16 protein-coding genes are annotated in these 16549 nt (G+C 62.6%); 15 read left to right on the plus strand and 1 reads right to left on the minus strand.

Going from position 1 to position 16549, the window contains the following annotated elements:
* Positions 1-4 precede the first annotated feature (4 nt).
* A complete protein-coding gene (locus GR167_RS11050) occupies positions 5-1090 on the minus strand; it encodes a KpsE/RkpR family capsule polysaccharide export protein (protein WP_160973550.1) in 1086 nt (361 codons plus the stop codon).
* A gap of 266 nt (positions 1091-1356) precedes the next feature.
* Here GR167_RS11050 and GR167_RS11055 point away from each other — a divergent pair, with 266 nt between their 5' ends.
* From GR167_RS11055 to GR167_RS11125, 15 genes are all read left to right on the plus strand, one after another.
* Positions 1357-2151: an ABC transporter permease gene (locus GR167_RS11055; protein ID WP_160973551.1), complete on the plus strand. Its 795-nt coding sequence runs from the start codon at positions 1357-1359 to the stop codon at positions 2149-2151.
* A 66-nt stretch (positions 2152-2217) separates the two neighbouring features.
* Positions 2218-4464 (plus strand): glycoside hydrolase family 99-like domain-containing protein, encoded by a 2247-nt coding sequence (locus tag GR167_RS11060; RefSeq protein WP_370741294.1) that lies wholly within the window; start codon positions 2218-2220, stop codon positions 4462-4464.
* A gap of 12 nt (positions 4465-4476) precedes the next feature.
* A complete protein-coding gene (locus tag GR167_RS11065) occupies positions 4477-5478 on the plus strand; it encodes a hypothetical protein (RefSeq protein ID WP_160973552.1) in 1002 nt (333 codons plus the stop codon).
* 165 nt (positions 5479-5643) lie between these two features.
* A complete protein-coding gene (gene rfbC / locus GR167_RS11070) occupies positions 5644-6213 on the plus strand; it encodes a dTDP-4-dehydrorhamnose 3,5-epimerase (RefSeq protein WP_160973553.1) in 570 nt (189 codons plus the stop codon).
* Positions 6210-7259, plus strand: coding sequence for a dTDP-glucose 4,6-dehydratase (gene rfbB, locus GR167_RS11075; RefSeq protein WP_160973554.1), 1050 nt, complete (start codon positions 6210-6212; stop codon positions 7257-7259). Before rfbC ends, rfbB begins: the two co-directional genes overlap by 4 nt.
* Positions 7259-8113 carry a dTDP-4-dehydrorhamnose reductase gene (gene rfbD, locus GR167_RS11080; RefSeq protein WP_160973555.1) on the plus strand — a complete coding sequence of 285 codons (855 nt, stop codon included), beginning with the start codon at positions 7259-7261 and terminating at the stop codon, positions 8111-8113. The genes rfbB and rfbD overlap by 1 nt, the downstream gene beginning before the upstream one ends.
* Positions 8114-8142: 29 nt before the next feature.
* Entirely contained in the window at positions 8143-9018 is an 876-nt protein-coding gene (gene rfbA, locus GR167_RS11085) for a glucose-1-phosphate thymidylyltransferase RfbA (protein ID WP_160973556.1), read from the plus strand.
* Positions 9019-9074: 56 nt separating this feature from the next.
* On the plus strand, positions 9075-10043 hold the full coding sequence (locus tag GR167_RS11090; RefSeq protein ID WP_160973557.1) for a KpsF/GutQ family sugar-phosphate isomerase: 969 nt from the start codon (positions 9075-9077) through the stop codon (positions 10041-10043).
* A gap of 9 nt (positions 10044-10052) precedes the next feature.
* Positions 10053-10841, plus strand: coding sequence for a 3-deoxy-manno-octulosonate cytidylyltransferase (locus tag GR167_RS11095; RefSeq protein ID WP_160973558.1), 789 nt, complete (start codon positions 10053-10055; stop codon positions 10839-10841).
* Between the two features lie 3 nt (positions 10842-10844).
* The gene (kdsA, locus tag GR167_RS11100) at positions 10845-11681 is read left to right on the plus strand and encodes a 3-deoxy-8-phosphooctulonate synthase (protein WP_212769930.1); all 837 of its coding nucleotides are present in this window, start codon (positions 10845-10847) and stop codon (positions 11679-11681) included.
* 126 nt (positions 11682-11807) lie between these two features.
* Positions 11808-12578, plus strand: a complete 771-nt coding sequence (locus GR167_RS11105) for an SDR family NAD(P)-dependent oxidoreductase (protein WP_160973559.1) — start codon at positions 11808-11810, stop codon at positions 12576-12578.
* Positions 12575-13429: an SMP-30/gluconolactonase/LRE family protein gene (locus GR167_RS11110; protein WP_160973560.1), complete on the plus strand. Its 855-nt coding sequence runs from the start codon at positions 12575-12577 to the stop codon at positions 13427-13429. The genes GR167_RS11105 and GR167_RS11110 overlap by 4 nt, the downstream gene beginning before the upstream one ends.
* Before the next feature lie 13 nt (positions 13430-13442).
* A complete protein-coding gene (locus GR167_RS11115; RefSeq protein WP_160973828.1) occupies positions 13443-14162 on the plus strand; it encodes a 6-hydroxymethylpterin diphosphokinase MptE-like protein in 720 nt (239 codons plus the stop codon).
* A gap of 126 nt (positions 14163-14288) precedes the next feature.
* On the plus strand, positions 14289-15587 hold the full coding sequence (locus tag GR167_RS11120; RefSeq protein WP_160973561.1) for a hypothetical protein: 1299 nt from the start codon (positions 14289-14291) through the stop codon (positions 15585-15587).
* A gap of 3 nt (positions 15588-15590) precedes the next feature.
* On the plus strand, positions 15591-16523 hold the full coding sequence (locus GR167_RS11125; protein WP_160973562.1) for a sulfotransferase: 933 nt from the start codon (positions 15591-15593) through the stop codon (positions 16521-16523).
* Positions 16524-16549 lie beyond the last annotated feature (26 nt).

Below are 16549 nucleotides of genomic sequence, written 5' to 3' on the forward strand. Positions count from 1 at the left end.
TGGTTCAGCGTCGGTCCCTGAGGCTGTAATAGATCAAAACCCCGATTGCCCAGAACAGCAGCAGGAAGGCGCCGCTTATCAGGGACAGAACCAGACGCTGCGGGTATTGTGCCGATTGCGGCAGGGTCGGCTTGGCATAGGTGGCCAGGTAACGGCTTTGCCGCTGGGCTTCGGCCTGGGCGGTATCCAATGCGGCCTGCGCCGCCAGATAGGATTTCTGGGCATATTCGACATCGACCATCAGCCGTTCGAATTCGCCCACCAGGGTGGAATAATCGGTGCCTTCCGTCGCGCTGGCAGCATCTCCGATGCCGAATTTCTGCCGTTCCTTTTCGATCAGCGACTGGATCACCGCGATGCGGCGACGGGCCTGTTCCACCCGCGGATCGTTGTCGCGGGCGGTGTCCAGCAGCAGGTTCATTTCGATGATGGTCGCGGCGAGCTGGCTTTCAAGCGAATTCAGCAGCCCCATCTGTCCCTGGATATCGGCGCTCGGATCGACGATCCGGGTCTCCGAACGGAACCGGGTCAGGGCCTCGCGGGTGGCTTTCAGGCGGGTGACGGCCTGTTCCAGATCGTCACGCGCATAGCCTGTGGCATCGGCGCGCGCGATGGCCGAGAGTTCGTTGATCATGATCGTCGATTCTTCGATGATCGCCTCGGCGATGCGATGCGCGTCTTCCGCGGTAAAGGCTTTCACCTGCACTTCGATCAACCCGCTGCCACTCGCATAGCTGAGCTGGACCACGCGCTGCCAGTACTTGACCAGGTCCTCGATCGAGTTTTGCGGATCGACGGTGAAGACCGGATCGAAAGCGGGGCGGGAATAGATTTCGCGCAGGTTCAGCCGCTTGTCGATCGCTTCGACCATGGTTTGGCTTTGGATGAATTCGTAGAGAATATCCGTATCGGAGGAACTGCTTCCCGACAGGCTGGCCAGGCCGCCCAGCAGGCTCTGCGCGCCGCTCATTTCCTCGGAACGCACGGTGAAGCCGAAGCTGGAGGCATATTGATCCTCGGCGATGGCGTAGAGGTAGAAAACGACCGCCGCCAACGGCAACATGACAACTGCAACGAAACTGGCCAGCATTGCGTAATGGCGTTTACGGGCCCGGGCGCGTCCGGCGGTCTTGGGCGCGGCAGGGCGCGGAGAGGCCGGTTTTGCTGCGGCCGCGGGTTGTTTCGTGGGGGAAGCGGTTTGCTGTAAAATGGGCCCGCCCTCTTTTGGTTTTGAAACGGTTGGGCCCAGACTTCGGATTTTCTCTCTCGCAATGCAAGGACAAATCTCATAAACCGTAGCGGAATACCGCGCCTTGATGCAGGCCTCCAAGACCAGATACAAAGAACAGGCCGTTGATGCCCAGTACGCCCCTCATCAATCAGAAATATGTCTTTCCGAGATCCGTGATGGCGCTGATGCTGCGCGAGATGAGTACCACCTATGGTCGTTCTCCCGGGGGGTACATCTGGGCGTTCCTTGAGCCCCTGGGCGGGATCGTCATGATGTCGGTGATCTTTTACTTCATCGCCCGCGCGCCGGCATTGGGGACGAATTTCCCGCTCTATTTCGCTACCGGTTTCCTGCCGTTCATGATGTATCAATCAACGGCCGCCAGGGTGGGCCAGGCGATCCGCTATTCCAAGCCGCTGCTATCCTATCCCAAGGTCACCTATATGGATGCCGTATTGGCGCGGCTGCTGCTGAATTTCCTGACCCAGACCGTGGTCACGCTGATCCTGATCACCTCTATCGTTCTGATTTTTGACGTGAAGCTCAGTATCGATTACGTGACCTGCGGGCATGCCTTGTTCATGGCCGCGTTTTTGGGGTTCGCTATCGGAACGGTGAATTGCTATCTGATGAGCATGTTCCCCATCTGGCAAACCGTTTGGTCGGTGGTGAACCGTCCGTTGTTCCTCTTGTCAGGGATCTTTTTCCTGATCGATCCGCTGCCCGCAAACTTCCGTTCGTTGCTTCTCTACAATCCGGTGGCGCATCCGATTATGATGATGCGGCGAGGTATCTATATTTCCTACGACGCGGTCTATGTCTCGGAACTTTATGTCTACTCGATCTCCTTCGTCCTGATGGCTTTCGGCCTGCTTCTTTTGCATCGCTACCACAAAATAATGATGGACGAAGGCGCCTGAGCCGCAAAAGCTTGCCCTTCACCGAGGCCATTGTTATGCGAGGCCGAATGCATACAGGAACGCACGATGACTGAGGTTTCCATGGGGCCGGTCGCCCGGCTTTCACGCCTGGCGCACATCTTCTTTATGAACCGGAAGGAAAAGGCCTATCTGAAGGAACTGGCCGCTTCGGGCATGTTCGACCCGGTCTATTACAAGGGTGCCTATCCCGGCATCAATCCGCTGTTTCGCCGTATGCCGATGCGCCACTATGTGATTTTCGGCGAAAAGCGCGGCTTCCGGCCCAACCCGGATTTTTCGCCCCATGCCTATCTGCGTTTCAACCCCGATGTGGCCAAGCTGAATGAGGCGCCGTTCCGCCACTACATCCGCGCCGGCCAGTTCGAGGACCGGATCACCAAGGACCTTCCGCCGAGTTTCAATTTGGAACAGATCGAAATGCCGGTGCTGCGTTTCGATCCCGACCGCAAAATCGCCCGTTTCGCGGTTGTGGCGCATGTCTATTACCACGATCTGTGGCCGGAATTCGCCGAACGGCTGGCACGGCTGGAAGACGCCGATCTTTACGTCACGCTGACCTATCGCGGCGAGGAAAGCGATGCGTTGGCCGATCAGATCCGGGCAGAATTTCCCGGCGCAGTGGTGGTGCCGACCCCCAACCGCGGCCGCGATATCCTGCCCTTCCTGATGCTGGTCAATGCCGGCGCGCTGGACGGATACGAAGCCGTTTGTAAGATTCACACCAAGAAATCACCCCATCGCGAGGATGGCGCGGAATGGCGCCGCCACCTGATCGGCGGTATCTTGCCCGATGAAGGGCTGGAACCACTGCTCGAACGGTTCGTCGCGGATGACAGGGCCGCCTTCTGGGTGGCCGACGGTCAGCATTACACCGGCACCGAATGGTGGGGGTCTAATTTCGAGGTGACCCGCGACCTGATGCGGCGGCTGGAGATCGAGATCGATCGCGACACCCTGTCTTTCCCGGCCGGGTCGATCTACTGGATCAAGCCGCTGATGGTGGGGCTGCTGAAGGGACTGTGCCTGAACGAACAGCATTTCGAACCCGAACAGGCGCAGGTCGACGGCACCCTGGCCCATGCGCTGGAACGCGGGATGGGGTTCCTGGCGATGGAGGCGGATCAGGCGGTGCTGCAGACCTCCGAGCTGAAAGCGGGCGGTGCCGGACCGAAAACGGGGCAGGGCGGCGCGCCGCTGCGGCCCGCTTTCACCAGCGCCTTTTACCTGCCGCAGTTCCACCCGATCGCGGAAAACGATGCGTGGTGGGGCAAGGGCTTCACCGAATGGCGCGGCGTGACCACCGCGCGGCCGGCCTTCGACGGCCATACTCAGCCGCTGCTGCCCTCGGACCTGGGCTATTACGACCTGCGGGTGACCGAGGTGATGGGCCAGCAGGCAGACCTGGCGCGCGATGCCGGGATCGACGCGTTCTGCGTCTACCACTACTGGTTCGACGGCCGCCGGGTGCTGGAACAGCCGCTCGACCGGTTGCTGACCCGGCCCGAGATCGATTTTCCGTTCTACCTGTGCTGGGCCAATGAAAGCTGGCGGCGCAACTGGGACGGGCTGTCAGGCGAGGTGCTGCTGAACCAGAGCTATGCCGAAGGGTTCGAGGCCAAGCTGGTCGAGGACAGCCTGCCCTATATGCGCGATCCGCGCTATGTGCGCCCCGACGGCACCCGTCCGCGTTTCGTGATCTACCGCCCCGAAGACATGCCCGACCCGGCCGCCAGCGTCGCGCGGATGCGCCAGCACTGGCGCGATGCGGGGATCGAGGTGGAACTGGGTGCGGTCTGTTTCCACGTGTCGGGCGAAAACCCGGTCGCGGAAGACCTGTTCGATTTCTGGATCGAAATGCCGCCGCATGGCATGGTCACGCAGGACGATTACCTGTTCGGCGGTCCCGAGGGCGACAAGATGGGTCGCGACATCCGCGGCGGGTTCCGCGGGCTGGTCTACGATTACAACCGGGTGATCGCGAATTCGCAAAGCGAGGATTATGTCTCGCAACTGCCGCAGAACACCATCTGCGGCGTCATGCCCAGCTGGGACAACAGTGCCCGGCGCGGGGTAAACGCCCACATGGCCTATGGCGCCAACCCGGCGCGTTTCGCGATCTGGCTGCGGCAGCTGGCCGATACCCGGCTGGCCGGGTCCTACCGGCAGGAACTGTTCCTCAACGCCTGGAACGAATGGGCCGAAAAGGCCGTGCTGGAACCAAGCCTCACCTATGGCGATCTCTATCTGCGGGTGCTGCGGGCGCAGATCGGCGCCGCGTCACCTCGAAACTAGAAAGCTCCGCCCGTGTCCAAAGTCGTTCTGCATATCGGCACCCATAAGACCGCCACCACCACGATCCAGGATACGTTCTGGGCCAATTCGGCGCTGTTGGAAGAGCACGGTATCGTCTATCCCCGGCTCAGCTATCTGCTGCGGCGCAACCCGATCACCGGGCATCACGGACTGGTGCTGGAATGGGGCGCCATGCCGAAGGCCTATCATCTGCGCAGCGGGACGATCGGCACGCTGGAAAAGCTGGCCAAGAAATACGCCGGCAGCGATAAGACCCTGCTGCTAAGCAGTGAAGAATTTTCCCGCGCGCCCTCGCTGGCGGCGATGGGCCGGATCCGTGACGCGCTGTCGGCCTTCGACGAGGTCGAGGTGGTCTGCGTGTTGCGCACCCAGTGGCAATTTCTGCAATCGATCTATCTGCAGGTGTCGCGCCGCCGCTCTGCGCCGCCGCCGCCGAAACTGGTCCAGCCGGTGATCAAAAGCGGCAAGCACGAAAACCTCTGGGTGGATTACAACGGGTTGCTGGATCAGCTGGAAGAAGTCTTCGCGCCCGGCGAAATCAGTTTTCTGGATTTCAACGACAGCGTGGCGCAGCAGGGCGGCATCCTTGGCACGATGCTGCGGCATCTCGGCTGCGATCTCGACGCCGGGGCCTTGGCGCCGGTGAAGGGCGGCGCGTCGAACGTGTCGCCGATGTCGCTGGCGCAATGGTCGGCGACGGCGTTGGCCGCACCGAAAACCGCGCCGGATTGGCTGGTGGCCAAGACCACCGAATTGCTGAAGGCCGAATTCAGCGAGAACGTGAAACCCTGCCTGTTCTCCCGCCACGAATTCAAGTTGTTGAAGGACCATTTCGACGCCCGGAATGCGGAACTGGCGACGCGCCGCGCCGCGGTGCAGCCCGGGTTCGCCATCAGCCCCGCCGATGATTCCGGGCTGACCTTGTTCCGCGATGATATCGACGCCAAATTCTGGCTGAAAATGGCCCGGCTGCTGGTCGCCGCGCAGCTGTAACGCAAGCATCGGGCGGCAATCCCACCCGACCGGATTTGGCGGCTTGCCGCCGGGGGAGCCGCGCGCGGCCCCCGGGTGCGGGGAAATTGCGGATGACATTCGGACGGGGGCTTGTTAAGCCAACGCCGTGAATTTGAAGCTTCGAGTTGAAGAGCGAGACAGGCCTTGCAGATTGAAAAGACCGCCCTGGAAGGCGTGCTGATCCTGACCCCCGCGCGCCATGGCGACCATCGCGGATTCTTTTCGGAAAGCTGGAACAAGAAACGGCTGGAAGAGGCCGGGCTGGACATGCCCGAATTCGTGCAGGACAACCATTCGCTGTCGCGCGACGTGGGCACGGTACGGGGCCTGCATTTCCAATCGCCGCCGCATGCCCAGGGCAAGCTTGTGCGCTGCGGCCGCGGCCGGCTGTTCGACGTCGCCGTCGATATCCGCAAGGGCAGCCCGTCCTATGGCAAGTGGGTGGGCGAGGAGCTGAGCTTCGAGAACGGCCGCCAGCTTTGGATTCCGGGCGGGTTCCTGCACGGGTTCATGACGCTCGAACCCGATACCGAGATCGTCTACAAATGCACCGATTATTACGCGCCCGACTGCGACGGCGCGGTCCGCTGGGACAGCTGCGGCATCGACTGGCCGCTGGAGGGCATCAGCCCGATCCTGTCGGGAAAGGACGAAAAGGCCCCGGCGCTGGCCGATTTCGACAGCCCCTTCAGCTTTGAAGGAGAAGCGGCATGAAACTGTTGGTGACCGGCGGTGCGGGGTTCATCGGATCGGCCGTGGTGCGCCAGGCCGTGGGGCAGGGGCACGAGGTGATCAACCTCGACGCGCTGACCTATGCCGCCTGCCTCGAGAACGTGGCGCCGGTGGCGGATAGCCCGCTTTACGCCTTCGAGAAGGTCGATATCCGCGATGCCGCCGCCGTCGAGGCATGTTTCGCGAAACACGAACCCCACGCGGTGCTGCACCTGGCCGCGGAATCCCATGTCGATCGCTCGATCGACGGGCCGGGCGTGTTTATCGAAACCAACGTGATGGGAACCTATAACCTGCTGCAATCGGCCCGCGCCCTGTGGGAACGCAAGGGTAAGTCGGGGGATTTCCGTTTCCACCACGTGTCCACCGACGAAGTGTTCGGGTCACTGCCCGCCGATCCGTCGGTCAAGTTCACCGAAGACACGCCTTACGACCCGCGCAGCCCCTATTCGGCGTCGAAAGCCTCCTCCGACCACCTGGTGCGCGCCTGGCACGAAACCTACGGGCTACCGGTGCTGCTGACCAATTGCTCCAACAATTACGGTCCCTATCACTTCCCCGAAAAGCTGATCCCGGTGATCATCCTCAACGCGCTGGCGGGTAAGGCGTTGCCGATCTATGGCGACGGGTCGAACGTGCGCGACTGGCTCTATGTCGAAGATCACGCAGACGCGCTGCTGACCGTGCTGGCCAAGGGGCAGGTGGGCCGCAGCTACAATATCGGAGGCGAGAACGAGCGCTCCAACCTCGAACTGGTGCAGACGCTTTGCGCCATACTCGACGATCTGCGCCCGCGCGGCGATGGCAAGGCTTACGCCGATCAGATCACCTTCGTCACCGACCGTCCGGGCCATGACGCGCGTTACGCGATCGACCCCAGCCGCATCCGTACCGAACTGGCCTGGCGGCCCTCCGTAACGGTGGAGCAGGGGCTGAAAAAGACTGTTCAGTGGTATCTCGACAACGAGGGCTGGTGGCGCGCGCTGCAAGACCGCGATGGCGTCGGCCAACGGCTGGGGACCGGATGATGAAGGTGCTCGTTTTCGGTAAGACCGGCCAGGTCGCCCTGGAATTGCAGCGGTTGGGCGATGTTATCGCGCTTGGCCGCGACGCCGCCGATCTGTCCGACCCCGAAGCCTGCGCCGCGATCATCCGTGACAGCGAGGCGCAGGCGGTGATCAACGCCGCCGCCTACACCGCGGTGGACAAGGCCGAGGAAGACGAGGCATTGGCAACCGTGGTCAATGGCGATGCCCCCACCGCGATGGCGCGGGCCTGCGCCGAAAAGGGTATCCCCTTCGTCCATATCTCCACCGATTACGTGTTCGACGGTTCGGGCGAGGCGCCGTGGCAACCGGGCGATCCGGTAGCGCCGCTCAATGCCTATGGCCGTTCCAAGCTGAAGGGCGAAGAAGGCGTGCGAGATGCGGGCGGGGCTCACGCGGTGCTGCGCACCTCCTGGGTGGTGTCGTCCCATGGCAATAACTTCGTGAAAACCATGCTGCGGCTCGGCGCCGAGCGCGACCGGCTGACCATCGTGGCCGATCAGGTGGGCGGGCCGACCTGCGCCGCCGATATCGCCCGCGCCTGCCTGGACATCGCGCACCAACTGGCGGCCGATGCGGGCAAGTCGGGCGTCTATCATTTCTCCGGCGGCCCCGATGTCAGCTGGGCGAATTTCGCGCGTGAAATCTTCGCCCAGGCCGGGCTGGCCCCCGAAGTGGTCGACATTCCCGGTTCCGATTACCCGACCCCGGCGCAAAGGCCCGGCAATTCGCGCATGGATAACACCGCCACCGAAGCCGCTTTCGGCATTGCCCGCCCCGATTGGCGGCAGGGCCTGCGCGACATCCTGGCCGAGTTGAACAAAAGCCCCGCCTGAGCGATAGAAAAGAGACGAAGGACAGTCCCATGACCCAACGCAAAGGCATCATTCTGGCAGGCGGTTCCGGCACCCGGCTCTACCCGATCACCATCGGCGTGTCGAAGCAGCTGTTGCCGGTCTATGACAAGCCGATGATTTATTACCCGATTTCGACGCTGATGCTGGCGGGCATCCGCGATATCGCGGTGATCACCACACCGCAGGATCAGGACCAGTTCAAGCGCACCCTGGGCGACGGCAGCCAATGGGGCCTGTCGCTGTCCTATATCGTGCAGGACAGCCCCGACGGGCTGGCCCAAGCCTATATCCTGGCCGAGGATTTCCTTGACGGCGCGCCCTCGGCGATGGTGCTGGGCGACAATATCTTCTTCGGTCACGGTCTGTCCGAACTTCTGCGCGAAGCGGATGCACAGGGTGAGGGCGGCACCGTCTTCGGCTATCACGTGCACGATCCCGAACGCTATGGCGTGGTCGATTTTGCCGATGACGGTACCGCGCGCGCGATCATCGAAAAGCCCGAAGTGGCGCCGTCGCCCTATGCCGTCACCGGGTTGTATTTCCTCGACGGCACCGCGCCGGAGCGGGCGAAACAGGTCAAGCCCTCGGCGCGCGGCGAGTTGGAAATCACCACCCTGCTGGAAATGTACCTGGAAGAGGGCGCGCTGACGGTGAAGCGGATGGGGCGGGGCTATGCCTGGCTTGATACCGGCACCCACGGGTCGCTGCTGGACGCGGGCAATTTCGTGCGTACGCTGGAAAAGCGGCAGGGGTTGCAGACCGGCAGCCCGGACGAAATCGCCTATGACCAGGGCTGGATCGATGACGCGCAACTGACCGAACGGGCGGCGAAATTCTGCAAGAACGGTTATGGTGATTATCTGCTCGGGCTGCTGAAGGAATAAGCCGCGCAGGGTGCTTCGCGGTTGAACGGCGACGGGTCTTGTGACATTGCAAAGCCATGAGCACTGATCTTACCTCCGAAGGCGCGGTCGTTGCGGCGGCGCGCAAGGTTCTGGCCACCGAAGCGCAGGCGCTGCAGCTTCTGTCCGACCATCTACCCGCCGATTTCGAAGCCGCGGTGCGGCTGATCCTGTCCGCGCGCGGCCGGGTCATCGTGTCGGGCATCGGCAAATCGGGTCATATCGGCAACAAGATCGCGGCGACCTTCGCCTCGACCGGCACACCCAGCTTCTTCGTGCATGCCTCCGAGGCCAGCCACGGCGATCTGGGCATGATCACCGAGGCCGATATCGTCCTGCTGATTTCCAATTCCGGCGAGACCCAGGAACTGGGCGACGTGCTGGCCCATTCCAAGCGCTTCTCGATCCCGCTGATCGCGATTTCCTCGCGCCTTGACAGCACGCTGATGAAGGCGGCCGATTGCAAGCTTCTGCTGCCGCCCGCGCCCGAAGCCTGCCCGATGGGGCTGGCGCCGACCACGTCGACCACGCTGACGCTGGCACTGGGCGACGCGCTGGCCGTGGCGCTGATGGAGGAACGCGAGTTCAAGGCGGAACATTTCCGCACCTTCCATCCCGGCGGCAAGCTGGGCGCGCAGCTGTCCACCGTGACGCAGCTGATGCATGGCAAGGACGCGCTGCCGCTGGTCGATATCAACACCCCGATGGACGAGGTGCTGATCGAAATGACCTCAAAAGGTTTCGGCACCGCGGGCGTGCTGCAGGACGGGCGCCTGGTCGGCATCGTGTCGGACGGTGATTTGCGCCGCAACATGGCCAAGCTGATGCAAAGCACCGCGGGCGAAGTCGCCACCATGAACCCGGTGACCGTACCGCCCGACATGCTGGCCGCCGAGGCGCTGGCGCTGATGAATACCCGCAAGATCACCACGCTGTTCGTGGTCGCAGAGGGCGCGCCGATCGGCATCCTGCACCTGCACGACCTGCTGCGCGCCGGCGTCGCCTGAGGAGAGAGCATGAAAACCGTCATCCTGATCCCGGCCCGCTATGCCTCGACCCGCTACCCGGGCAAGCCGCTGGCCGAATTGACCCTGCCGTCGGGCGAAAAGAAATCGCTGATCCGGCTGAGCTGGGAAGCGGCGAACCGGGTCAGGGGCGTGGACGAGGTGCATGTGGTCACCGATGACGACCGCATCCGCGACCATGCGCAGGCGTTCGGTGCGTCGGTCATCATGACCAGCCCCGAGGCCGAAAACGGCACCGCCCGCTGTGCCGAGGCGTTGGACAAGGGCCATGTGGAGGCCGACCTGGTCGTCAACCTGCAGGGCGACGCGCCGCTGACCCCGGAATGGTTCGTCGAGGACCTGATCGAGGCAATGAAACAGGACCCCGAGGCGCAGGTCGCCACCCCGGTGCTGCAATGCGATGCGCTGACCTATGGCCATTTCACCGAGGACCGCAAGGAAGGCCGCGTCGGCGGCACCACGGCGGTGTTCGACGCCAAAGGCCACGCGCTCTATTTCTCCAAGGAAGTGCTGCCCTATATCGACCCGGGCAAGCTGCCCGACCCGATCCCGGTCTATCATCATGTCGGCGTCTATGCCTATCGCCCCGCGGCCCTGCGCGCCTATACCTCCTGGCCGGTCAGCCAGTTGGAGGTGCTCGAAGGGCTGGAACAGCTGCGCTTCCTGGTCAACGACACCACCGTGCGCTGCGTTGTCGTCGAAGGCCGTGGCCGGGTGTTCTGGGAACTCAACAACCCCGAAGACGTCGACCGTATCAACTCCGTGCTGAAGGATCTCTGAGCTATGGACGTGACCCAGACCAAGACCGTGACCGTCGGCGATATCGCCATTGGCGGGGCCAACCCCTTTGCCCTGATCACCGGGCCGTGCCAGCTGGAAAGCCTCGATCATGCCCGCATGATGGCCGAAAAGATCGCCGAGGCCTGCGCGCCCACCGGCACCAAGTTCATCTTCAAGGCGAGCTACGACAAGGCCAACCGGTCTTCCATCAGCACCCAACGCGGGCTGGGGATGGAAAAGGGGCTGGAAATCCTCGGGCAGATCAAGGCGGAATTCGGCGTTCCGGTTCTGACCGACGTGCATGACGCGGGCCAATGCGCCCCTGCGGCCGAGGTCTGCGACGTGCTGCAAATCCCCGCATTCCTGTGCCGTCAGACCGACCTGTTGATCGCCGCCGGGGAAACCGGGGCCGCGATCAACGTCAAGAAGGGGCAGTTCCTGGCGCCCTGGGACATGGGCAACGTCGCCGAAAAGATCGCCTCGACCGGCAACGACCGGATCATGCTCTGCGATCGCGGCACGTCGTTCGGCTACAACACGCTGATCAGCGATTTCCGCGGGCTGCCGATCATGGCCGCGACCGGATATCCCACCGTGTTCGATGCCACCCATTCGGTGCAGCAGCCTGGCGGGCAGGGCACCACCTCGGGCGGGCAGCGCGAATTCGCGCCTGTCCTGGCGCGCGCGGCCTGCGCGGTGGGCGTGTCGGCGCTGTTCATCGAAACCCACCAGGACCCGGATAACGCCCCCAGCGACGGCCCCAACATGATCCCGGTCGATCAGATGGGCGCGCTGATCGCGAACCTGCGCGGTTTCGACGCGCTGGCGAAGGGGCTGTAAGGGGCGATGCATTGACGCGCAAACCTGTCCTTGGCGCTGGAATATCGGCCGGATAGCGGCTGTTTTTCTTGACAGGATGACCCAAGCCACGCCGTGTTGTGACCGGCGAAATTGTTTTGAGGGAACATGAAGAAGAACGCAGTATTCCATGATCTGGCAGGAAAATCCGTCTTCGTGACCGGCGGCGGCGCGGGTATCGGCGCAGCCCTGACCGAAGGGTTCCTGGCGCAGGGGGCCAAGGTGGCTTTCGTGCAGCGTTCGGACGCGTCCGATTTCGTCGCCCGGATGGCCGACACCTATGGCGCGGCGCCTCTGTTCCTGCTCTGCGACATCACCGATATCGAAGCCCTGCAGGCCTGCCTGTCTCAGGCGGCCGAGGCGCATGGCGATATCGCGGTTCTGGTCAATAACGCGGCCAACGATACCCGCCACACGCTGGCCGACACCACGGTCGAGGACTGGGATCGCGGCATGGCGGTCAACCTGCGGCCGCATTTCTTCACCGCGCAGGCCGCGGCAGACGGGATGCGCAGGCTGGGCGGCGGGTCGATCATCAATTTCTCCTCGATTTCCTACATGATGGGCAATAGCGGCTATCCCGGCTACATGGCGTCCAAGGCCGGGATCACCGGACTGACCCGGGCGCTGGCGCGGGAGCTGGGGCCGGACAATATCCGGGTCAACGCGCTGATGCCGGGCTGGGTGCTGACCGAGCGGCAAATGGAACTCTGGGCTACACCCGAGGACCTGCAGGCGCATCTGGGGCGGCAATGCCTGAAAAGCCACCTGGAACCCGAAGACATCGTTGACGCGACCCTGTTCCTGGCCTCGGAGTCCAGCAAGATGATGACCGGGCAGGCGATGGTCGTGGATGGCGGCGTGGTGGTGACCGGATGAGCGCCCCGCGCGTCTTCAGCCGCACCCGCTGCATCCTGGGCGAGGGGCCGCTTTGGCATCCCGAACGCGGGCAACTGTTCTGGTTCGACATCCTGAACCGGCAATTGCGGACCGTCGAGGACGGCGAAGAACGCCACTGGCAATTCGACCGCTACGTTTCTGCCGCCGGCTGGCTCGATCGCGACAGCCTGCTGGTGGCCAGCGAGGTCGACCTGTTCCGGTTCGACTTGATGACCGGGGCGCAGGACCGCGTGGTGGAACTGGAAGCCGACAACCCGGTCACCCGGTCGAATGACGGCCGCGCCGATCCCTGGGGCGGGTTCTGGATCGGCACCATGGGCAAGGCGCTGGAACTCGGGGCAGGGGCGATCTACCGCTACTGGAAGGGCGAATTGCGCCGGCTGGTGGGCGATATCACCATCCCCAACGCGATCTGTTTCGCGCCCGATGCGTCCTGCGCCTATTACACCGACACACCGACCCGGCAGATCCTGCGCCAGCCGCTCGACCCCGAAACCGGTTGGCCCGAGGGTGCGGCCGAACTGTTCATCGACCTGCGCGAGGTGGAACTGAATCCCGACGGTGCGGTGGTGGATGCGGCGGGCTGTTTGTGGAACGCGCAATGGGGCGCGTCGCGGGTGGCGCGCTACGACACCACGGGCGCGTTCCTGTCGGCGGTCGACTTCCCCGCCAGCCAGATGTCCTGCCCGGCCTTCGGAGGCACCGAGGCCAAGACGCTGTTCGCGACCTCCGCCAGCGAAGGGTTGGGCGACGCAGCGCCCGGCGATGGCTGTACCTTCGCGGTGGAAACAGATGTGCCCGGGCAGGCCGAATACCGGGTGTTGCTGTAAGGGGGGGGGCGTGATGCGATTTGACTGTTTCGATCAGACCTCGCCCCTGCTGCGGTTTCACGATCAGCATCGCGGCGAGCGCTGCGTGATCGTGTGCAACGGGCCGTCGCTGAACCGGATGGAGCTGGGCTTTCTGCGCAATGAAATCGTGTTCGGGCTGAACAAGATTTATCTCGGGCTGGAAAAATTCGGGTTCTACCCCCGCTTCATGGTGGCGGTGAACCGCAAGGTGATCGCGCAATCCGCCGAGGAATTGCGCAAGATGAATTGCTTGAAATTCATTTCCGACCGGGGCGCCGACCTGATGCCGCGCGACGCGCTGACCTATCACATTCGCACCAAGGGCGTGGAAAAGGAAAACCCGGACAAGCGGTTCTATCGCGACGTTACCGCGGGCATCCGCGAAGGCCACACCGTCACCCATGTCGCGCTGCAACTGGCTTATTTCATGGGGTTTTCGAAGGTCGTTATCATCGGGATGGATCACAATTTCCCGCAAACCGGCAAGCCCAATTCCGAGCTGGTGATGCAGGGGGACGACCCCAATCACTTCAGCCCGGCCTATTTCCGCGGCAACAAATGGGATGCGCCGAACTTGGCGGAATCCGAAGTGTCCTATCGCGCGGCGCTGGAGGCATTCCAGACAGACGGGCGCGATGTGGTGGATGCCACTCTGGGCGGGTTGTGCGATGTTTTCCCGAAGGCAGATTATCGCAGGGTTTTCAACCTTTGAGACAAATTGGGTGCCGGACAGGCGAACCACATCGGGAACAGAAATACAGGACGTAGGACGGGTTGTTCAGCTTGGCGCCGAGCCGCTATTACGTTAAACGAAGACCGAAATGTAAGGGAAGATTTCATGACTGATCGTAGCGTGGCTCCGGGAACATTGATCATGTTTGGACAGCCCGACCAAGAGACGCTCGCCGCCAGGCTGGAGTATCTCGGGACGCTGCCGGAGCGCGTAGTGATGATCGATCCGCAGGCCGATGCCGTCTTGCCGGACCAACCGGGAGTGGAGCGCATCCATGCATTCGTTTCGGACGCGGCAGGCGAAGCCGACCTGAACCTCTATTCGGTTGCCGGCTTGCGCAGTTTTACCGCGCCCACCCCGGCGCTTACGGCGCTTTTCCCAAGGTTGCGTGTCAATGAGACACTGCCGGTTCAGCTGATCACGGCGGATGAGCTGGCGAAGCGCCTGGGTCAGTTGTCCAGCCCGCTGCACCTTTGGATCGACATGTCCGGCCAAAAGCGCGATCTGTTGGCGAACCTGCAAAGCGCGGGTGTTTTGGACAATGCCGCAACGTTGACCATCCGCTGCGGTGTCGAAAGCTTTTTCGAAGGGGCGGATGACAGTGCCGCCGTACGAAGCTGGCTGGGACAGGCGGGGTTTGATCTGGCCGGTGTGGATGACAGAGATCCTGATTGGCCGGATATGAAATTCCGGCGGAATCCCTTGGCGCTTCAATTGAGAGAACTCAAGAAAATCAACGCTTCCCAGGAGGAAGAGCTGAACGAGATCCGCCGGGAGCTGAAAGAGCGAGAGCGCGACAAGGCCTTGCTGATCACGCAGCGAACAGAGCTGCAGGCCCAGGTTGCACGGCTCACGGGTGATTTGAAGGCCGCCCTGGCGTCGCTGAAAGCAATCGGAGAGAAGACGGAGAAGCCGCAGCAGGAAGCGCTCGATCAACTGACCGAAGTCCGCGCTGAACTGGCCGAGGTTCGCGCCGAGCTGAGCGCCCGAGAACGCGATAAAGCCCTGCTGGTCACCCAGCGGTCCGATTTGCGCGAAAGGGTTGCCAAACTTGAAGGGGGGCTCAAGGCCGCCGAAGCAAAGGCTGAGACCGCACGGTCGGATTTGACGTTCCAGATGCGGCTGAAGGAAATGCAGAAGCTCGATCTGGATAATCTGCGGCAGCGTTTCGAAGACAGCGAGCAGCGCCGGCGGCAGCAGGAGGAGCTGTTCCTGAAACTGACGCCGCGGCTGTCTCAGGCTTCCGAACAATTGCGCCAGTTGCAGCTTGCCGCCGATCCCACCTTTGCCCTTTCCGAGGAAGAAAGCGCCGCACCGGTCGCCCAGCATGAAGCGGCCCCGAAAAAAACATCGGTGAAAAAGACGCGCGGGAAAGCGTCTTCCAAAAGTTCGAAAAAGGGCTGACCGATGAGTATCAACACTATGGCGCAAGAGCTTGCGGCCGAGTTGGAAGACACTCTGAGGCAGTTGGAGGTCTACCGGCGCGAGGACACCCCGTCGTCGGTTCCCGCCGAAGCCCTGCCCAGCCTGCTGCAGCAGTGCCAGCAAATCTGCGACAGTATCGAGCAGACCCCGCCGTTGCGGACCCTGCATCATTTCGCCTGCACGGGCGGTACGCTGATTTCAAAGTGTATTTCCGCCTTGCCGAATTCGGTCGTGGTGAGTGAGATCGATCCGCTGAGCACGATGGGTGTGAACAAATCCGGCTGGGCGCCACGTTTCGCGCCGACCGATCTTATTCTGGGGTTGCGGCAAGCCGCCCGTGATGTGGATCAGGACGTGCTCGTCGAGGTTTTCAGGAGCAGCATCCTCACGGCGCATGAAACCTTGTCGGGGCAGGGGTATAGCCTGGTCTTGCGGGATCATGCGCATTCGCATTTCTGCACGGACGTAGATCCCGCTTCGCGCCCGTCGCTGCATGAAATTCTATCGCCCTGCATGCCGCTTCGTTCGGTCGTTACGGTGCGGCACCCGTTGGATGCTTTCCTGTCTCTTACGGCGAATGGCTGGCTGCATTTCGAGCCGGTGACGCTTGACGAATACAGCTCCCGCTACCTTGCTTTCCTGGATCGCCATGAGGGGCTTCCGGTGGTGCAGTACGAGGATTTCGTGACCGCGCCCGAAGAGGTTCTCGAGCAGCTTTGCAACCTTCTGGACCTGCCGTTCAGTCCGTTGGCGTTCGATTTCCTGCCGGTGATCAAGATGACCGGGGACAGTGGGCGTTCGGGGGGGCGGATATCGGCGCGGCGGCGCAGGGACGTTCCGCAGGAATTGTCCGATATCCGGCACGAGAGCCAGAATTACCGCGCCCTTTGCGAGCGTTTCGGATACGATCTTTGACCAGACCCCGGGGATTTCGAACCCCG

Origin of the sequence: Thalassovita mangrovi (genome assembly GCF_009857745.1) — a bacterium.
Taxonomy (GTDB): Bacteria; Pseudomonadota; Alphaproteobacteria; order Rhodobacterales; family Rhodobacteraceae; genus Thalassobius; species Thalassobius mangrovi.